The sequence below is a fragment of the Nonomuraea sp. NEAU-A123 genome, assembly GCF_018603905.1.
Classification (GTDB): domain Bacteria; phylum Actinomycetota; class Actinomycetes; order Streptosporangiales; family Streptosporangiaceae; genus Nonomuraea.
Map to the genome: position 1 here is coordinate 38,439 of NZ_JAHFZZ010000035.1, position 15,843 is coordinate 54,281.

At 67.3% G+C, this 15,843-nt stretch carries 13 protein-coding genes; 1 reads left to right on the forward strand and 12 read right to left on the reverse strand.

What is annotated here, in order from left to right:
* Positions 1-108: 108 nt before the first annotated feature.
* The 7 genes from KLK06_RS54340 to KLK06_RS63395 form a co-directional block, all read right to left on the reverse strand.
* Positions 109-2,004 (reverse strand): CocE/NonD family hydrolase, encoded by a 1,896-nt coding sequence (locus tag KLK06_RS54340; protein ID WP_214643751.1) that lies wholly within the window; start codon positions 2,002-2,004, stop codon positions 109-111.
* A gap of 409 nt (positions 2,005-2,413) precedes the next feature.
* Positions 2,414-3,175 carry an ABC transporter permease gene (locus KLK06_RS54345; RefSeq protein ID WP_214643752.1) on the reverse strand — a complete coding sequence of 254 codons (762 nt, stop codon included), beginning with the start codon at positions 3,173-3,175 and terminating at the stop codon, positions 2,414-2,416.
* A 9-nt stretch (positions 3,176-3,184) separates the two neighbouring features.
* Positions 3,185-3,991, reverse strand: a complete 807-nt coding sequence (locus KLK06_RS54350) for an ABC transporter ATP-binding protein (protein ID WP_214643753.1) — start codon at positions 3,989-3,991, stop codon at positions 3,185-3,187.
* Between the two features lie 298 nt (positions 3,992-4,289).
* Positions 4,290-4,526, reverse strand: a complete 237-nt coding sequence (locus KLK06_RS54355) for a hypothetical protein (RefSeq protein WP_250907501.1) — start codon at positions 4,524-4,526, stop codon at positions 4,290-4,292.
* Positions 4,526-4,939, reverse strand: coding sequence for a DUF1048 domain-containing protein (locus tag KLK06_RS54360; protein WP_214643754.1), 414 nt, complete (start codon positions 4,937-4,939; stop codon positions 4,526-4,528). Before KLK06_RS54360 ends, KLK06_RS54355 begins: the two co-directional genes overlap by 1 nt.
* Positions 4,940-4,941: 2 nt before the next feature.
* Complete coding sequence (locus KLK06_RS54365) at positions 4,942-5,271, reverse strand: PadR family transcriptional regulator (RefSeq protein WP_214643755.1); 330 nt, start codon at positions 5,269-5,271, stop codon at positions 4,942-4,944.
* Positions 5,272-5,495: 224 nt separating this feature from the next.
* Positions 5,496-6,029, reverse strand: a complete 534-nt coding sequence (locus KLK06_RS63395; protein WP_374197206.1) for an ArsR/SmtB family transcription factor — start codon at positions 6,027-6,029, stop codon at positions 5,496-5,498.
* A 206-nt stretch (positions 6,030-6,235) separates the two neighbouring features.
* On the opposite strand from KLK06_RS63395, the gene KLK06_RS54375 reads away from it, so the two are divergent.
* Positions 6,236-7,240: an MFS transporter gene (locus KLK06_RS54375; protein ID WP_250907502.1), complete on the forward strand. Its 1,005-nt coding sequence runs from the start codon at positions 6,236-6,238 to the stop codon at positions 7,238-7,240.
* 130 nt (positions 7,241-7,370) lie between these two features.
* On the opposite strand, the gene KLK06_RS54380 is transcribed toward KLK06_RS54375, so the two are convergent.
* The 5 genes from KLK06_RS54380 to KLK06_RS54400 are packed head-to-tail and all read right to left on the reverse strand — an operon-like array spanning position 7,371 to position 15,691.
* Positions 7,371-9,806: a glycoside hydrolase N-terminal domain-containing protein gene (locus KLK06_RS54380; RefSeq protein WP_214643757.1), complete on the reverse strand. Its 2,436-nt coding sequence runs from the start codon at positions 9,804-9,806 to the stop codon at positions 7,371-7,373.
* Complete coding sequence (locus KLK06_RS54385) at positions 9,803-11,446, reverse strand: hypothetical protein (RefSeq protein WP_214643758.1); 1,644 nt, start codon at positions 11,444-11,446, stop codon at positions 9,803-9,805. Before KLK06_RS54385 ends, KLK06_RS54380 begins: the two co-directional genes overlap by 4 nt.
* Before the next feature lie 27 nt (positions 11,447-11,473).
* On the reverse strand, positions 11,474-12,367 hold the full coding sequence (locus KLK06_RS62835) for a carbohydrate ABC transporter permease (RefSeq protein WP_214643759.1): 894 nt from the start codon (positions 12,365-12,367) through the stop codon (positions 11,474-11,476).
* A complete protein-coding gene (locus KLK06_RS54395) occupies positions 12,364-13,287 on the reverse strand; it encodes a sugar ABC transporter permease (RefSeq protein ID WP_214643760.1) in 924 nt (307 codons plus the stop codon). The genes KLK06_RS62835 and KLK06_RS54395 overlap by 4 nt, the downstream gene beginning before the upstream one ends.
* Positions 13,277-15,691 carry a glycoside hydrolase family 2 TIM barrel-domain containing protein gene (locus KLK06_RS54400; RefSeq protein ID WP_214643761.1) on the reverse strand — a complete coding sequence of 805 codons (2,415 nt, stop codon included), beginning with the start codon at positions 15,689-15,691 and terminating at the stop codon, positions 13,277-13,279. The genes KLK06_RS54395 and KLK06_RS54400 overlap by 11 nt, the downstream gene beginning before the upstream one ends.
* Positions 15,692-15,843 lie beyond the last annotated feature (152 nt).

The window sequence follows — 15,843 nt, forward strand, 5'->3', positions numbered from 1 at the left end:
GCGGCGCGTGCGGGTATGGCCCGGGTGTCCCGTCCCGGGACACCCGGGCAACAGCCGTCCGCTGGCGAGGGGCCTGACCGGGACCGTACGCGAAGATTGATCTTGCTCTTAGAAGGGCGTGCCGGTGATCAGCGGCAGCGCCACCGACGTGCCGGCCAGGTCGATGGTGACCTTGGCCCCGGTGCCGGGTTCGACGTCGGTGCCGGAGCCGTTGCCGGTCTCGTCGAGGTTGAAGTCGTCGTTGGTTCCGGTCAGTACCAGGCCCAGCCGGTGCCCGGCCTTGAACTCGTAGTCCTGCGGCAGCATCTTCCAGGTGATCTGGTACGACTTGCTCGGCGTCAGCGGTGTCGAGCGGCTGAGTGACTTGTGGTTCTGCGCGTCCAGGATTCCGCGGGTGACCACGTTGAAGCCGGAGGTCGCCGTGTTGTCGCCGGCCCTGAAGTAGCAGCCGTCGTCATCAGCCGTGCTCTGGCCGACGCAGTCTTCGCCGCCGAGGAGCTTGAGGCCTTGCGAGGACGTCGCGGTGGTCTCGCGGTAGTTGATACGGGTGTCCTGGCCGTAGTCGACGAGCAGGACGCCCAGGTTGGCGGTCGGCTTGTCCAGCTTGACCTTCAGGCTCACCGTCGGCGTTCCGGACAGCCGCATCGCGTTCTGCAGCGGCGGGGTCAGGTAGGCCAGCCGGTTGGGGTTGGTGGTGGCGGGGTCGGCGGCCATCGCGATCTCGGTCTGGGCGGTGTCGAGGTAGCTGCCGGTGCCGGTCGAGGGCGTGTGGCCCAGGGAGCCGTCCTGCTGCGGCCTGAGGGTCGTCGTCCGCGTTCGCGCCGGCCAGTCGGCCTGGGTGACCCACCGGCCGGGGCCGAGCTGCACGTCGACGCGCGTCTGGCGCATGATGTCGTTGGAGACGCCCATCAGTTCGTGGTCGAACCACTTGTTGAGGGTGGTGAGCCACACCTCGCGGCGGGCCCAGAACGGGTCGAGGTGCCCGTATTGCGTCACCCACGCCTTGCGCTGCACGTTGCGGGGCAGCTTGGCCCACCACTCGGAGAACTGGCTGCCCACCACGTTGCGGTCCTGCATGCCCATCACCGCGAAGACACTGGCGCGGACGTCGCGCGCCTTGGAGATCGTCCCGGTCCGGTAGTTGCGTTCGTCCCAGTAGGCGTTGTAGTTGCCGGTGTCATCGTCGGATTCGGCGTCCATCCGCTGGCGCACCGCCTCACACTTCGCCGCCGGATCCTTGTCGACGTGCTCGGACTGCCACCTCGCCCCGCCCTTGAACCAGGTGAGGACGCCGTTGGCGTGCCCGTTCTCGTATCCGCTGGTGTAGGCCGAAAGTGGCACGATCGTCTCCAGCCCTTCCACGCCGGTGCCGGCGACGCCGACGCCGAGCCCTCCCTCATAGGAGTGGCCGATCATCCCGGTACGGCCGGTGGTCCAGGAGGCTTTGACCGGATCGCCCTTGTCGTCGTAGGCGCTCGCCCGGCCGTTCAGCCAGTCGACGACCGCCTTGCCGCCCAGGACGTCGGCGGCGCCGTAGGAGGTCGGGCAGCCGTCGGACAACCTGGTGCCGATCATGTCGACGGACACGAACGCGTACCCGCGCGGCACGAAGTAGTTGTCGTAATACATCGGGAACTTCATCACGTTCCCATCCGCGTCGTACTTCTTGTGTTCAATCTCGAAGCCGACGCCGGGGTTGTCGTAATACGGGCTTTCCTGCATGATCACCGGGACCTTGAGCCCGGAATCGGACTCCTTCGGCCGGATGATGTCCACCCGGACCAGATCCTTCTTGCCATCGCTGTCGCTGTCGACCGACGACTGCACTCGGACGTGCTCGCGGATGGCGTCCTGGTAGGAGAAGACGGGCTGCGTGACCCCGCCGGAGACTTTGATCTTCGGTTTCGCCGTCGCGGACGCGGCGGGAGCACCGGCGACCACGAGCGCGGTCGCGAGTGCGACTGCGGCGAGGAACTCTCGCCGTTTCACATTGGACATGGACATGGTGGTGCGCTCCTTATGTCTGTCAGGAAGCTCAATTGCACGGACGGATGGTGGGATGCGGTCTTGTTGATGCCCGGGGTATCGAGATCGGGTGCCACCGGAATCCGGCAGAAACGGGCCGCGCGGTACCGGGCCCGTCCGATCGGCCTCGGCGGTGGGGGTCGCGGCGTTCTCGCCGGCGGGTTAGGGCGTCGGGTGAGACGCGTGTGTAGCGGGCCAGGCCGGCGACGGAGGCGTGGACTGTGTAGGCCGGGAGCGTGCCGGTGCCGTTCTCGGCATTGTGGGTGAGCGACGAAGGGCGGCGGGAGACTCTCGCCGCCATCGGCGGGGCGGCGTGGGCTGGGCGAGGGCGCGTTCCGCCTGTCCGCCACCGCTGATCCGGATCAAGACGGACTCGATCGACGCGGCCCTAGGAGATCTTGCGGCGGTAGGTGTTCATGGCGAAGGCGTAGGCGACGATGAGGATGCCGACGCACCAGGCGAGGGCGATCCAGATGTCGGTGCCGACGGGCTGCTGGGTGAACAGGTCGCGGATGGCGTTGACGATGGAGGTCACCGGCTGGTGTTCGGCGAAGGCGCGTACCGGGCCGGGCATGGTGGCGGTGGGGACGAAGGCCGAGCTGAGGAAGGGCAGGAAGATGAGCGGGTAGGAGAACGCGCTGGCGCCTTCGACGGTCTTGGCGGACAGGCCGGGGATGACGGCGATCCACGTCAGCGCCAGGGTGAACAGGGTCAGGATGCCGGCGACGGCGAGCCACGCCGACACTCCCGCGCTCGAGCGGAAGCCCATGAGCAGGGCGACGAGTACGACGACGACGAGCGAGATCAGATTGGCGATCAGCGAGGTCAGCACGTGCGCCCACAGGACGGATGAGCGTGCGATGGGCATGGACTGGAAGCGCTCGAAGATGCCGCTCTTCATGTCCATGAAGAGCCGGAACGCGGTGTAGGCGATGCCCGAGGCGACCGTGATGAGCAGGATGCCGGGCAGCAGGTAGGTCACATACGACTGCGACCCGGTGTTGATCGCGCCGCCGAAGACGTAGACGAACATCAGCATCATGGCGATCGGCATGATCGTGGTGGTGATGATGGTGTCCGCGCTGCGCGTGATGTGGCGCAGGGATCGTCCTAACAGGGCGGTGGTGTCGCCGAAGAAGTGCTTGGTCATCGTGGTTCCTTACGCGTTCGTGCCGGCGTTGCGGTCATGGCCGTTGTTGGCGTTGGCGCCGACGAGGGTGAGGAAGACGTCCTCGAGGGTCGGCTGCTTTTCGACGTATTCGACCTTGGCGGGCGGGAGGAGTTGCTTGAGCTCGGCCAGGGTGCCGTTCACGATGATCCGGCCTTCGTGCAGGATGGCGATCCGGTCGGCGAGATGTTCGGCCTCGTCCAGATACTGCGTGGTGAGCAGCACCGTCGTGCCCTGGCCGGCGAGTTCCTTGATGGCCTGCCACACCTCGATGCGCGCCTGGGGGTCGAGGCCGGTCGTCGGCTCGTCGAGGAAGATGACCGGCGGATTGCCGATGAGGCTCATCGCGATGTCGAGGCGGCGGCGCATGCCACCCGAATACGTCGACACCTTCCGTGCGCCGGCGTCGGTCAGCGAGAAACGCGCGAGCAGGTCATCGGCGATCTTGCCCGGATCCTTGAGGTGCCGTAACCGGGCGACCAGCACGAGGTTCTCCCGCCCGCTGAGAATCTCATCGACCGCCGCGAACTGCCCGGTGAGGCTGATCGACCCCCGCACGTCCGCCGGTTGCGTGGCGACGTCCAAACCGTTGACGCTGGCCGTGCCCGCGTCGGCCTTGAGCAGCGTGGACAGGATCTTCACGACCGTGGTCTTGCCCGCCCCGTTCGAGCCGAGCAGAGCGAAAATGCTGCCCCGCGCCACATCGAAGTCCACACCGCGCAGCACCCGCAGCTCCTTGTACGACTTCTCCAGGCCCTGCACGTGGATCACAGGCCCTCGAACCTTGTTGGTTGTCATTCAGATATCCGTTCTCTGGTTCGTCACGGGGTTTCGTCCGTGTCGCGATCGATGGCGTCGGTCAGCCGTTTCCGCGCACGGCTGATCCACTGCTGCTGCGGGTAGTTGCGGAGAAACGCCTCGGCGAACTCCACGGGGTCTTCCCCGACGACGTCGCGGAGGGGTTCCGAGTCGCGGGAAGCCGCTGCGTGCGTGCCTCGTACTGCCGATAGAGCCGCGTGTCCTCGAAGCTCGTGATGTCGGGGCGCGGACTGGCGTTCCTACGACCTGCTCAGCCCGTCGACCTCAAGCCGGTTACTCAGCGAGGATTCCCCTCGCGGTCGAGGGCGGCGACCTCGCGGACCGCGTCGGCGACGGCGCGGAAGTCCTTACGCAGGATCGAGCCGTGGTTGCTGGCGACCTTCGCGCTGATCTTGATGTTCGGGTTGCGCTCGACCACCTGACTGAGGCTGGCGCGAACGCGCTCCTGCTCATCACCCTTGCTTCCGAAGGACGACCCCGACGCGTTGGTCGAGGACGTGCTGTTCTTCGTCATCAGACGGTCCTGACTTCTTTTCCGGTGTCTTCGCCGGCGGCGCGCGCGATGGCGCTGGTGAGTCGGTTCCGCTCCCGGTTGATGTACCGCCCCACCGAGTAGTTCTGAACGAACGCCTCGACGAACTCCACGGGGTCCTCCCCGAAGATCTCGCGGATCGGGGTTCCGTCCGCCGCGCTCTGTTCGAACAGATCGGCAAGGTCCTCGTACATCGAGGCCGCGTCGGCGCCGTCCCCCGGCCCGAAGTGCATCAAGTACCGCTCCAGCGCTTCGACTGCCATGCGGTAGTTCTCGGGAAGGTTTCTGATGCGCGCCTTGTACTGCCGCCAGCGCTTCTTGTCCTCGAGCGGCCCGGTGACCACCTCCAGGTACTGCCGGTAGCGACTCTTCGGCTCGTTCGACCCGGTGTCCATGGCTACTTACCTCCTTCGCGGAGCTGTTCGAGCCGTTCGGTGAGGAAGCTCCAGTTCCTCCAGAACTCTTCGAGGTACTCCCGTCCCTGGGCGTTCAGGGAATACATCTTGCGCGGCGGCCCCTTGTCGGACGGGACCTTCTCCACGTCGACGAGGCCGCGCTGCTCGACCCTGATGAGCAGCGCGTAGATGGTGCCCTCGGCGATGTCGGAGAAGCCCTGATCCCGCAGCCACGCCGTGATCTCGTAGCCGTACGCGGGCCGGCCGTACAGGATCGCCAGGACGATGCCCTCCAGCGTTCCCTTGAGCATCTCCGTCACCTGCTTGCCCATGGAACACCCCCTTTCAGCTACTCAATGCTGCTGACTACCGGTACAAAGTAACACTGACTACCAGTACATAGCAACACTGAATAGCCGAGACGATCGCGAGTGCCGCAATCGCTGAGCCGTCCATGGCAGCCACCATCGCCGACCGCCCTGATACCGGGCCGTTGCCGTGCTGACACGACCGCTGACACGACCGCAGCTCCTGCCAGAGAGCCCGATCAAGGGGCTCAAATGGAAAGCGAGGTAACTGTCCCGCTCAGGGACGCCCCGAGAGTAGTCGTCATATACAACACGGTGCGCCCGGATCGTTCGCGGGCGACCAGCCCGCTCTCGCGTAGTACACGGAGGTGTTGTGAGACCGCGCTGGGTGTGATCCTGAGCGCTCGAGCCAAGTCCGTCGTCGTTGCGGGGGACCGCAGTGCCTCAAGCAGTTCGGCTCGTGCCCGACCGAGCAGCCGAACCGTGCTGCCTGTGGGCACCCGCGTCCCGGCGGTCCACAGCGTCCCGACGCCCCGTGCCGGATAGCGCACCGTGGTCTGCGTGGACGTCCTCTTCTTGATCAGAACGTAGGGTGAGCCGAGAACGACCGGCATGAGCACCAGCCCACCCGGACCGCGCTCCACGACATGCTCGACCCGCCAACGCGCTCCCCCCCAACTGCAGCCGGCCATCGCGCCAGCGCAGATCCGGATGCAGGTCGGCGAACAACCTCTCGGCACCGCCCGCGGCCATCTGCTTGGCCCGATAGATGACGTCCGCATCAAGTACGGCCCGGATCCGTGACCAGTGCGGCGCGATGAGCCGCTCGTGTGCCGCGCGCAGTTCCGCGGCGATCGCACGCAGTCCTGCCGCCGGCTGTTCGGCGAGCGCGGCGGCCGGGGCAGGGAGGTCCTCGCCGAACACGCGCCGGAGGCTGATCCGCACTTGAGATGCGGGTGTCCTTCGCAACGCGGCAAGGTCGTCGTCCATGGAGGCTCCCGAGCCGAGCGGGGCAGGAACGAGGAATTCCGGCCAGTTCGGCCGGTCGCTGACGATCAGCGGCCACGTATGCGAGAGATCCAGTGGATGCCTGGCGAGCTCGTCCGCCGCCCACCGCAGCCACCGCAGGTGGAGCGGGTTCCGATCGAGATCACCCAGCTGCTGCAGGCCGGACACGGTCTCCGACAGCGGCGAGATCGCGAACCGGGTCGCCGCCAAGCAGACGATCACCACGGTCGGCTTGCAGTTCGCGGGGCCACCGGTCGGCAGCCTGCTGTTCGCGGTCGCCGTGGCGTTGCCGTTCGGTGTGGATGCCGCCTCGTTCGCCCTGTCCGCCGCGCTGCTGGCGACGTTGCCCAGGCGCAGGCGCAGGCGCGAGCGGATCGATCATCCGCCGATGCGGACGGCGATCGCGGACGGCCTGCGCTGGCTGGCCCGTCACCGGCTGCTGCGCACCCTCGCGGTCCTGCTCGGCGTCAACACCTTCTGCTTTCAGCTCGGCAACGTCTCCCTGGTGCTGCTGGCGACCCAGACGCTGCGCCTCGACGCGCCCGGTTACGGGCTGCTGCTCGCCGGCGCCGCGATCGGCAGTCTGCTCGGCGGGCTGGTCAGCGCGCGCCTCGTCAAGAGGATGGGCGAGCTTCCCGCGCTCCTCGCCGCGCTCGTCACGAACGTCGTCATCTTCGTCGGGATCGGGTTGAGCCCGAACGTGATCGTTCTCGGCGCCCTGCTGGCCGTCAACGGCTTCGTCACCACGCTCTGGAGCATCGTGACCGTCAGCCTCCGGCAACGGATCGTGGCGTCCGAGATGCTCGGCCGGGTGAACAGCGTCTACAGGATGCTCGGCTGGGGACTGATCCCGCTCGGGGCGCTGGCTGGGGGGCTGGTGGCGCATACGTTCGGGTTGCGGGCGCCGTACCCGATCGCGGGGGTGCTGCGAGGAATCGCCTTGCTGGTCGCGATGCCCGCACTGATCCGTGCCATGCGTGACTGACCGCCGCGCCCGCCTCGTGGCGCGGCGGCAGGCAGACCGGGGTGTGCTCCTCCAACCTTGCCGAAGCTCAGGAGCAGCGCGTCGTCAGGCCGGTAGTAACCGAGGCAGTGCACCTGACGTGACCTTGGAGTCACCCGAGAGAACATCGTTCCGGCGGGTGGACGGTGAGCCGGTAGCGGGTGTGCGCGACGGCCTCCCACTGGCGCCGGTATCGCCCGGTCGCGGCACCGCCGGCCTCGTGGGAGGCGACCTCGTCTCCGTGCTCGTCGATGACCGTGAGCGGTGGGGTGTGGTCAGGTACTTCGACGGTGATGGGCCCGCTGCCGCCGGCGGTGATGTCGGCGGTGCTCAGGACGCCCAGCTGCCAGTCGATGTCGACGCGGTGGCCGCCGCGGCACCGGATGCCGCGCACGTGTCCGCTCGGCCAGCTCGCGGGCAGCGTCTTCAGCAGGCTGATGGCGCCTTCGTGACTCTGCACGAGCAGCTCGGTCATGCCGGCGACCGCGCCGAAGTTGCCGTCGATCTGGAAGATGTGGCCGCCGGGCCAATCGTCGTGCGGGTGGAGGTCGAGGAGGGACGGCGAGCTGAGGTCGTCCAGGAGGACGGAGATCGACCGTTCGGCGAGCTTGGCGTCACGCAACCGGGCGGCCAGGCAGAGGATCCACGCCTGGCTCCAGCCGGTGTAGCCGCTGCCGTGCTCCAGCCGCGACCGCAGCGCACGGCGTGCCGCCTCGAAGTCACGCGGGGTGCCGGTCTCGGTGATGCGCGTGCCCGGGTACAGCGCGTACAGGTGCGAGAGGTGCCGGTGCCCGGGCTCGCGCGGGGTTCGCTCGTCGTACCACTCCAGCAGGTCCCCCTCCTGCCCGATGGCGACAGGGCGCAGCGTGGAGAGCGCGCCGCGTACCTGGGCGACGAAGAGGTCGTGGCTGCCCGAGAACCGCTCGGCCAGGAGGGCGTAGCGTGACAGCACCTCGCGCACCAGTTCCTGGTCCATGGCACTGCCCTGCGAGGTGGCGGCGCGCTGGGACTCCCCAACCACGAAATGGTGTTCCGGGGACGTCGAGGGGCTCATGACGAGCTCTCCGCGTTGGTCGGGCACCAGCATGTCCAGGGCGAACCGGGCGGCCGACCGGAAGACGGGCAGGGCCGTGTTCGCGGCGAAGTCGTCGTCGTGCTGGTAGTCGAGGTGATCCCAGAGGTGCGCGGTGAGCCACATCAGGCCGGAAGGCCAGTTGGCGAACTGGGGGTCGCCTATCACGGGAGTGGAGAAACGCCAGATGTCGGTGTTGTGGTGGACGGTCGCGCCGCCGGCGGCGTAGTAGCGGCTGGCCGTGTCCGCTCCGGCTGCGGCCAGTTCGCGGGTCAGCTCGAACAGCGGCTGGTGCACCTCGGGAAGTGCGGTCGGCTCCGCGGGCCAGTAGTTCATCTCGACGTTGATGTTGGTGGTGTAGTTGCAGCTCCATCCGGGGCGCACGTCGGCGTTCCAGATGCCCTGCAGGTTGGCGGCCTGCGTTCCGGGGCGCGAGCTGGAGATCAGCAGGTAGCGGCCGTAGTGGTAGTACAGCTCGGCGCGGGCCGGATCGGCTCCCTCGGTCGCGGGAGCCGATGCCGACAGGTCCAGATCGACCCGGTCGAAGTAGCCGCGGTAATCCTGGCGGTGGCGGGCGCGCAGCTCGGCCGTGCCGGTCGCGGTGGCGCGCTGGACGCGCCGGCGCGCCTGCTCGGCGATGGCGGCCAGGTCGGCGCTCGGCCGCTGGTCATAGCCCCGGAACCCGCTGGCCGCCGAGGCGATCAGCCGGATCTCTTGCGGGCCGGTCCGCTGTACGGCGGCGACGACGGCGAATCCCATGCCGGCGGCGACGGTGCCGTCCTCGCCAGGTTCGTCGTCGGCGTAGAAGATCGCCGGGTGCTGGTCGACGTAGTTGGGCAGGACGTGGGAGGGCGCGCGTCCGGTGGCGGTGAGCCAGTGCACGTCGGCGTCCTGTCGCCGGGTGACCTCGACGGCGGGGTGGTCGCTGCCGAAGGTGAGGGCGACGGCGTCCGCTGCGCCGGCCCCCGTTACGGCGACGGCGTCCGCTGCCGCTGAGCCGCCTCCCGTTACGGTGACGACCAGGACGCCGTCTGGCTGGGAGACGAAGCTCTGCATGCGCACCGGGCCCGCCGGGGTGTCGTAGGCGGTGATGGCGACGGCCTCGGCCACGTCGAGTTCGCGGCGATACCCGCTGATGGGCTGGTCGGCGGCGTATCGCCACTCCAGCCGGCCCACCGGCTGGTAGGACTCGCTGTAGCCCGGTCCCTGCATGGCCCGGGCGAGTTCGTCAGCGCGCAGGTGGCCCTGCTCGGTGATGGCGCGCCGCAGTTCGGGCAGCAGGGTGCTGACTTCGGGGTCGTTCTTGGGGGACCGGGGGCCACCCGACCAGAGCGTGTCGATGTTGAGGTCGAAGCGCTCGGCGGCGACGCGCCCGTGCACCATCGCGCCCAGGGTTCCGTTGCCCAGGGGGAAACCCTCGTGGAAGGTGGCGGAGGGCGCCGGCAGCCGCAAACGGTGGCGCCGCGGTCCGCTCACTTCTGGTACGCCTTCTGCTCGATCTCCAGGTAGCGCTTGAGTCCCAGGTCGTCGAGGCCCTTGAGGTAGGCCGCCCATGCGGCGTCGTCGTTGACATTCTTCCTGCCGGTGACGAACTCGAGACCGGACTGGGCCACGTAGTTCTCGATGTTCGTCCGCAGGGTGGCGTGCTCGGCCGCCACGTCCGCGCCGATCCACACGTTCCAGTAGGGGTAGATCTGATCCTTCGCTTCCTTGCCCGCATACAGCTCGGTGGCCTGGAACAGCCGCCGCTCGACCCCGCGCGTGTCGTAGATGTCGGTCGGCTGAACCTGGGCCCCGCGGAATGCCTTGTTGCTGTTGTACTGCGTGAGGGCGCCCCAGGACTTGTTGCGGGTGGGGGCGGGGTTGTCCGGGTCGGCCGGCAGCGTCTTGAACAGCGGGGTCAGATCCTTGTCCAGGGCCACATCACCGCTGGCTGGCTTGTCCCAGTTGACCCCCTGCGTGCCGAATTCGCCGAGCACATGGCCCTCGTCGGTGAAGAGGTAGTCCATCATCTTGATCGCGGTGATCTGCTCCTGCTCGCTCGCCTTGTTGGTGATGACGAAGGACGCCCCCGGCATGCTGGGCAGGTTGTAGGCGGCGTAGCCGGTGCCGTCCGGGCCCTTGAGCGGAGGCACCGCGTCATAGTTCTTGTCCCGCCCGTCCTTCTGCCCGAGGGTGAGGAGGTTACCCACGTTCTGCGTGGTGGCCGCTCCGACGATGACCGCGTCCGCGTGGTCGCCCTTGGCCTTGAGCGCGTCGTAGTTCTGGGTGAAGGAGCCCTCGTCGATGAGCCCGTCGGCGTACAGCGAGGCGATGTACTTCAGCCCCGCACGCCATTTGTCCTGACTGGCCTGCAGTTGCACCTGGCCGTTGTTCAGCGCGAGCGTCGACGGATATGCCTCGCCGGTCTGCGGGTCGTACAGGAAGGCATTCATGAAGTACGACAGCAGCGTCTCGGCCGTGTCGCCGCTCAGCGGAATCTCATCGGCCTTGCCGTTGCCGTTGGGGTCCTTGGTCTTGAACGCCGTCAAGACGGCGCGCAGGTCCTCGGTGGTGGCCGGCTGCTTGAGGCCCAGCTTCTTCAGCCAAGCGGAGTTCATCCACAGCTTGGCCGAGTACGAGCAGTGGAAGCAGTCGTTCCACTGTGGCAGGCCGTAGATCTTGCCGTCAGGGGCGGTGGCCATGGTCTTGAAAGCCGGGGTGTCGTTGAACGCCTTCTGGATGTTCGGCGCGTACTTGGCGATCAGGTCGTTCAGCGGCACGATGATGCCCTGTTTGGCGAACTTGAGCAGCTCGGCCTGGCTGAACTGGTCAACCCATGAGACGAGCAGGTACACATCGGGGTAGTCGCCGCTGGCCAGGGAGATCTGGCGCTTCTCCGAAGCCGGGCCGGCGTCGTAGGTGGTCGTCTGGAACTGGAGGTTGACCTTGAACTTCTCGCTCACCAGCTTGGTGAACGCGTTGGTCTTGCAGTCGACCCCGGCATCTTGCGGAGCGAAGATCGTGAGAGTGCCGGGATCGGACTTGCCGGCGTTCGCGCCAGAGGAACAGGCCGCGAGCGGCAGCATGGTCATGAGGACGGCGAGCATGGCCACCCGCCTCGGGGGACAGAGCATGGCAGGACCTTTCATGGAGAACATCGGCTAGCCCTTGACCGCGCCGATCAAGGCGCCCTTGGTGAAGTGCCGGGCGACGAACGGATAGATCAGCAGCACCGGGGCCGTCGAGACGACGATGAGGGAGTACTTGAGCAGGTCGGCGAGATGGCGACGTTCGATCCCGGCCGCGGCGTCCATCCCGTTGCCGGGCGAGTTGAGGACGAGGATGTTGCGCAGCACCAGCTGGAGCGGATACAGATCATCGGTCTTCAGGTAGAGCAGCGCGTCGAAGTAGGAGTTCCACTGCATGATCGCGTACATCAGGGCGATGACCGCGATCATGGGCTTGGCCAGCGGCAGCACCACCGACCACAGGATGCGCAGGTCGCCGGCGCCGTCGAGTTCGGCCGCCTCGTACAGCGAGTCGGGGATGGAGTTGCGTAGGTAGGCGCGGGCGATGATGACCTGCCAGACGCCGATCGCCTGCGGGAGGATCATCGCCCATCGGGTGTCGAGCAGGCCCAAGGACTGCACGACCAGGTAGGTCGGGATGATCCCGCCGGCGAACAGCATCGTGTACACGATGATGGAGGTGATGAAGCCGCGGCCGTAGAAGCCTTTGCGGGACAGCGGATAGGCGATGGCGATGGTCAGGGTCACGCTGACCAGCGCGCCCACCACGGTGTAGAAGAGCGAGTTGGCGAACCCGCCGAGGATCTGCGGATCGCTGAGCACGACCTCGTAACCACGGATGGTGAAGTCGACGGGCCACAGCCATACGCGGCCGGAGGAGACGGCGTTGGGGCTGCTGAAGGAGCTGGAGAGGATGTAGATCAGCGGCAGCAGCACCACGGCCAGGAAGGTGAGGAGCAGCGCGTATACCGCGAACATGAAGACCCGGTCGATGCCGGTGTTCTTGACCTTTCGTCCCTGCTTCACCACAGACCGCTCCCGGACACTCGCTTGGAGATGACGTTGACGCCGAGCAGCAGCACCAGATTGATGACGGAGTTGAACAGGCCCACCGCCGCGGCTTGGCTGAAGTCGGCGTTGAGCAGCCCGGTCTTGTAGACGTAGGTCGCGATGATCTCCGACTGGCCGAGATTGAGCGGGTTCTGCAGCAGGTACGCCTTCTCGAACCCGATCGCCATGATGTTGCCCGCGCCCAGGATCAGGATGATCACCGCGGTCGGCATGATGCCGGGGATGTCGACATTAATGATCTTCTGTAGCCGGGTGGCTCCGTCGACCCGGGCGGCCTCGTACAGGCTCGGGTCGATGCCGGCCAGCGCGGCCATGTAGATGACGGCGGAATATCCGGCGGTCTGCCAGATGTCGCTCCACACGTAGATGTGCCGGAAGTAGTCGGCGTTGCCCAGGAAGTCGGGCGCGTCCAGGCCGAAGAAGCCGAAGCCTTGGTCGACCAGGCCGATCCGCGGCGACAGGATGAGGATCGTCATGGAGACGATGACGACAGTGGAGATGAAGTACGGCGCATAGGTGACCAGCTGCACGGTGCGTTTGAAGAAGCCCTGCCGGATCTCGTTCAGCGCCAGGGCCAGGATGATCGGGATGGGGAAGCCAGCCAGCAGGAAGTACACCGACAGCAGGAGGGTGTTGCGGACCAGCGTCCAGAAGACCGGATTGGAGAAGAATGCGGTGAAGTGCTGGAGCCCCGCCCATGGGCTGCCCCAGATGCCGTCGACGACGTTGTAGTCCTTGAAGGCGATGACCGAGTTGGTCATGGGCACGTACTTGAAGACCACGAAGTAGGCGAGAGGCAGCACGATCAGCAGGTAGAGCTGCCAATGCCGGCGCAGACTCCGCCTGAGTCCCGGTTTGCCGCGGTTAGCGACCATGAACCCTCACCTCGATGACCTCGGCCGGAGCTTGCGGGAACGCTACCTTCACGGCATGGATGAGACGTCCGCCCAGGTCGAACGACATCTGCCGGTGCCGGGTGGTGCCGGTGGCGGCCTGCTCGAACGCTTGGCCGTCGGCGGAGACCGCCAGCACGAACGGCACCGAGCCCGGCTCGCCGAAGAGCACGGTGATCGTGTCCACCGCCCACAGGCCTTCGAGATCGATGCGGAGCCAAGCGCCCGGTTGGTTCGTGGCGCTGACCCAGCCTTCGGCGACGGAGTAGTCGGTGACCAGGTGAGCCGGTCGGTCGGCCGGCGAACCGCTGCTGAAGACGGGCCGCTTGGCCGACAGCAGGCGTGGGGAATCGGCGGAGGGCATGAACGACAGCGAGGGCGGCCCGGCGGGCAGGCGGCGCGGCTGGCCGCGCCAGTCTTCTCCGCCGACCGCCTCGATCGTCAGCTCTGTCGCCTCCAGCCCGTCGGCGCCGGCCCGTAACGTGTTCGGACCGGCGAAGTACGAGCGGAACTCGATCGCGCCGACACCGTCGAGCAGGCCGCGGTTGTCAGCGGACAGGGTGATCGAGGTACCGGTGGGGAAGATGCCCCCGCCTGCCACGACCTCGATGCGCACGGCGCGATCGTCGGCGACGACCTGGCCTGAGGCGTCGACGAGTTCCACGGTGATCAGGGTGTCGTCGGTGCCGTCGGTGGCGATCGTCATGCGGTCCGCGCTCAGCCGCAGCGCGGTCGCGGTACCGGGTTGCGGCCACGGGGGCGGCTCGATGCCCCGCAGTTCGTGGCGGTACCAGTGCCAGGCCCGCAGCGGGAGGCGAAAGTAGTCGATGAACCCCATGCGGCCCATGTCGGGCACGATGCTGCCGTGGTGGAACCCGCACCAGAGCACGATCCCCGACCGCCAGGCGTGGTCGGTTTCGACGCCGTAGCTGTAGCGGGGGCCGTAGGTGCCGGGGCGGTCTTCGATGACGCTGCCGTACTCGGAGACGATGTTGGGCCATGGCGGCTTGAGGAAGAGTGACGCTCCGTCGCCGTTGTAGCCGGCCAGGTCGCCGAGCTCGTCGAAGCCGCGGCGCTGAGCTCCGCCCACCGCGGCCGGCCGGGTGGGGTCGAGCTCGTGGACGAGGTCGACCAGGCGCCGGGTCAGCTGCTTGGCCTGCGGAATCACCTCGTCATCGGTGAAGAACACCTCGTTGCCGGTGCTCCAGGCGATGACGCTGGGGTGGTTGCGGTTGACGCGGATCATCTCGGCCATGGCACGCAGGCAGCTGTCTTCGAACTCCGCGCGGTCGCCCTCGTCGGGCGGGTAGGCGCCGGCGGTCCAGAAACCTTCGGCGTTCTCCCCGCCGATTCCCCAGAAGCACAGCTCAGACCAGAACAGCACCCCTTGGCGATCGCACTCGGCGGTGAACTCCTCGTGGTGGGGGTAGTGCGATCCGCGAATGAGGTTCATCCCGCTCTCGCGGATCAGCGTGACATCGCGGCGGATGCCGCTGTGGGTCGCGGCGTCGCTCCACCCGGCGCGGTCCTGGTGCACGTTGGCGCCGTGGATCGGCAGGTGCTCGCCGTTGAGGAAGAAGCCCTTGTCGGTGGTGAACTCGACGGTGCGTACCCCGAAAGTGGTGACGGCCTGGTCCAGGCCGAGGCGCTGCTCCAGCGTGTAGAGGTGCGGCGTGTCGGGATGCCACAGCCGCGCCTGGGGCAGGGTGAGTTCCTGGCGGCAGGTGCGCGTGGCTCCGGCCGGCAAGGACACCGGCTGGCGCAGCCGCAGGATCGACTCCCCGGCCAGGCGGATTTCGGCGGTCAGGTCACCGTCGAAGGGAACGCCGCTGTCGTTGACGAGCTCGGTGGCCACCTCGATGACGGCGTCGCCGCCCAGCACCTGGCGCGTGGTGACGAACGTGCCGTACCAGGCGATGCGGGTGCGCTCGGTCACGATCAGGGAGACGTCGCGGTAGATGCCGCCGTTGAAGGTGTGTTCTCCGGCGCGGGGAGCCAGCCGCGGGTTCCACTCGTTGCTGACCCGCACAGCGAGCTGATTGGCCCCCGCGCGTACCGCGGTGGAGATGTCGATCGCGAAGGCGGTGTATCCGCCGAGATGCCGGCCCACCTGCCGGCCGTTGACGTACACCTCGGCGTCCTGGAACACCCCCTGGAACTCCAGGGCGAGGTACTTGCCCAGATCCTCAGGGCGCACTTCGAGGACTCGGCGATAGACGCCGCGGCCGACGTAGAAGCCGGTCTCCATGAAGTACGGGATGCCGAAGGAGTGCGGCAGCCCGACGTCGTAGAAGTCGCTGTCGTCGAAGTCCTCCGCGACCGCGCCGGGCGGATCCCCGTAGGCGAACTTCCAGGCTCTGTTGATCAACTCCTTGCGGCGGGTCATGGCGCAGCCGTCCATGCACGCGGCGTCAGTCGGCCGGCACCGGGCTCGAATGACGACAGGCGGCGGACTGGTGTGGAAAGGAAGGGCACGATGTACAGCTCTCAGAGGGGGAGCGGAAACGGCCGCATTGGCGACCGTGAACGTTCACGGTA

Excerpts from the sequence above, each read along its gene's own strand:
- KLK06_RS54340 (WP_214643751.1), bottom strand. The coding sequence starts at position 2,004 with ATGTCCATGTCCAATGTGAAACGGCGAGAGTTCCTCGCCGCAGTCGCA.
- KLK06_RS54345 (WP_214643752.1), bottom strand. The coding sequence starts at position 3,175 with ATGACCAAGCACTTCTTCGGCGACACCACCGCCCTGTTAGGACGATCC.
- KLK06_RS54350 (WP_214643753.1), bottom strand. The coding sequence starts at position 3,991 with ATGACAACCAACAAGGTTCGAGGGCCTGTGATCCACGTGCAGGGCCTG.
- KLK06_RS54355 (WP_250907501.1), bottom strand. The coding sequence starts at position 4,526 with ATGACGAAGAACAGCACGTCCTCGACCAACGCGTCGGGGTCGTCCTTC.
- KLK06_RS54360 (WP_214643754.1), bottom strand. The coding sequence starts at position 4,939 with ATGGACACCGGGTCGAACGAGCCGAAGAGTCGCTACCGGCAGTACCTG.
- KLK06_RS54365 (WP_214643755.1), bottom strand. The coding sequence starts at position 5,271 with ATGGGCAAGCAGGTGACGGAGATGCTCAAGGGAACGCTGGAGGGCATC.
- KLK06_RS63395 (WP_374197206.1), bottom strand. The coding sequence starts at position 6,029 with ATGCGGACGTCATCTATCGGGCCAAGCAGATGGCCGCGGGCGGTGCCG.
- KLK06_RS54375 (WP_250907502.1), top strand. The coding sequence starts at position 6,236 with ATGGAGGCTCCCGAGCCGAGCGGGGCAGGAACGAGGAATTCCGGCCAG.
- KLK06_RS54385 (WP_214643758.1), bottom strand. The coding sequence starts at position 11,446 with ATGCTCTGTCCCCCGAGGCGGGTGGCCATGCTCGCCGTCCTCATGACC.
- KLK06_RS54395 (WP_214643760.1), bottom strand. The coding sequence starts at position 13,287 with ATGGTCGCTAACCGCGGCAAACCGGGACTCAGGCGGAGTCTGCGCCGG.
- KLK06_RS54400 (WP_214643761.1), bottom strand. The coding sequence starts at position 15,691 with ATGACCCGCCGCAAGGAGTTGATCAACAGAGCCTGGAAGTTCGCCTAC.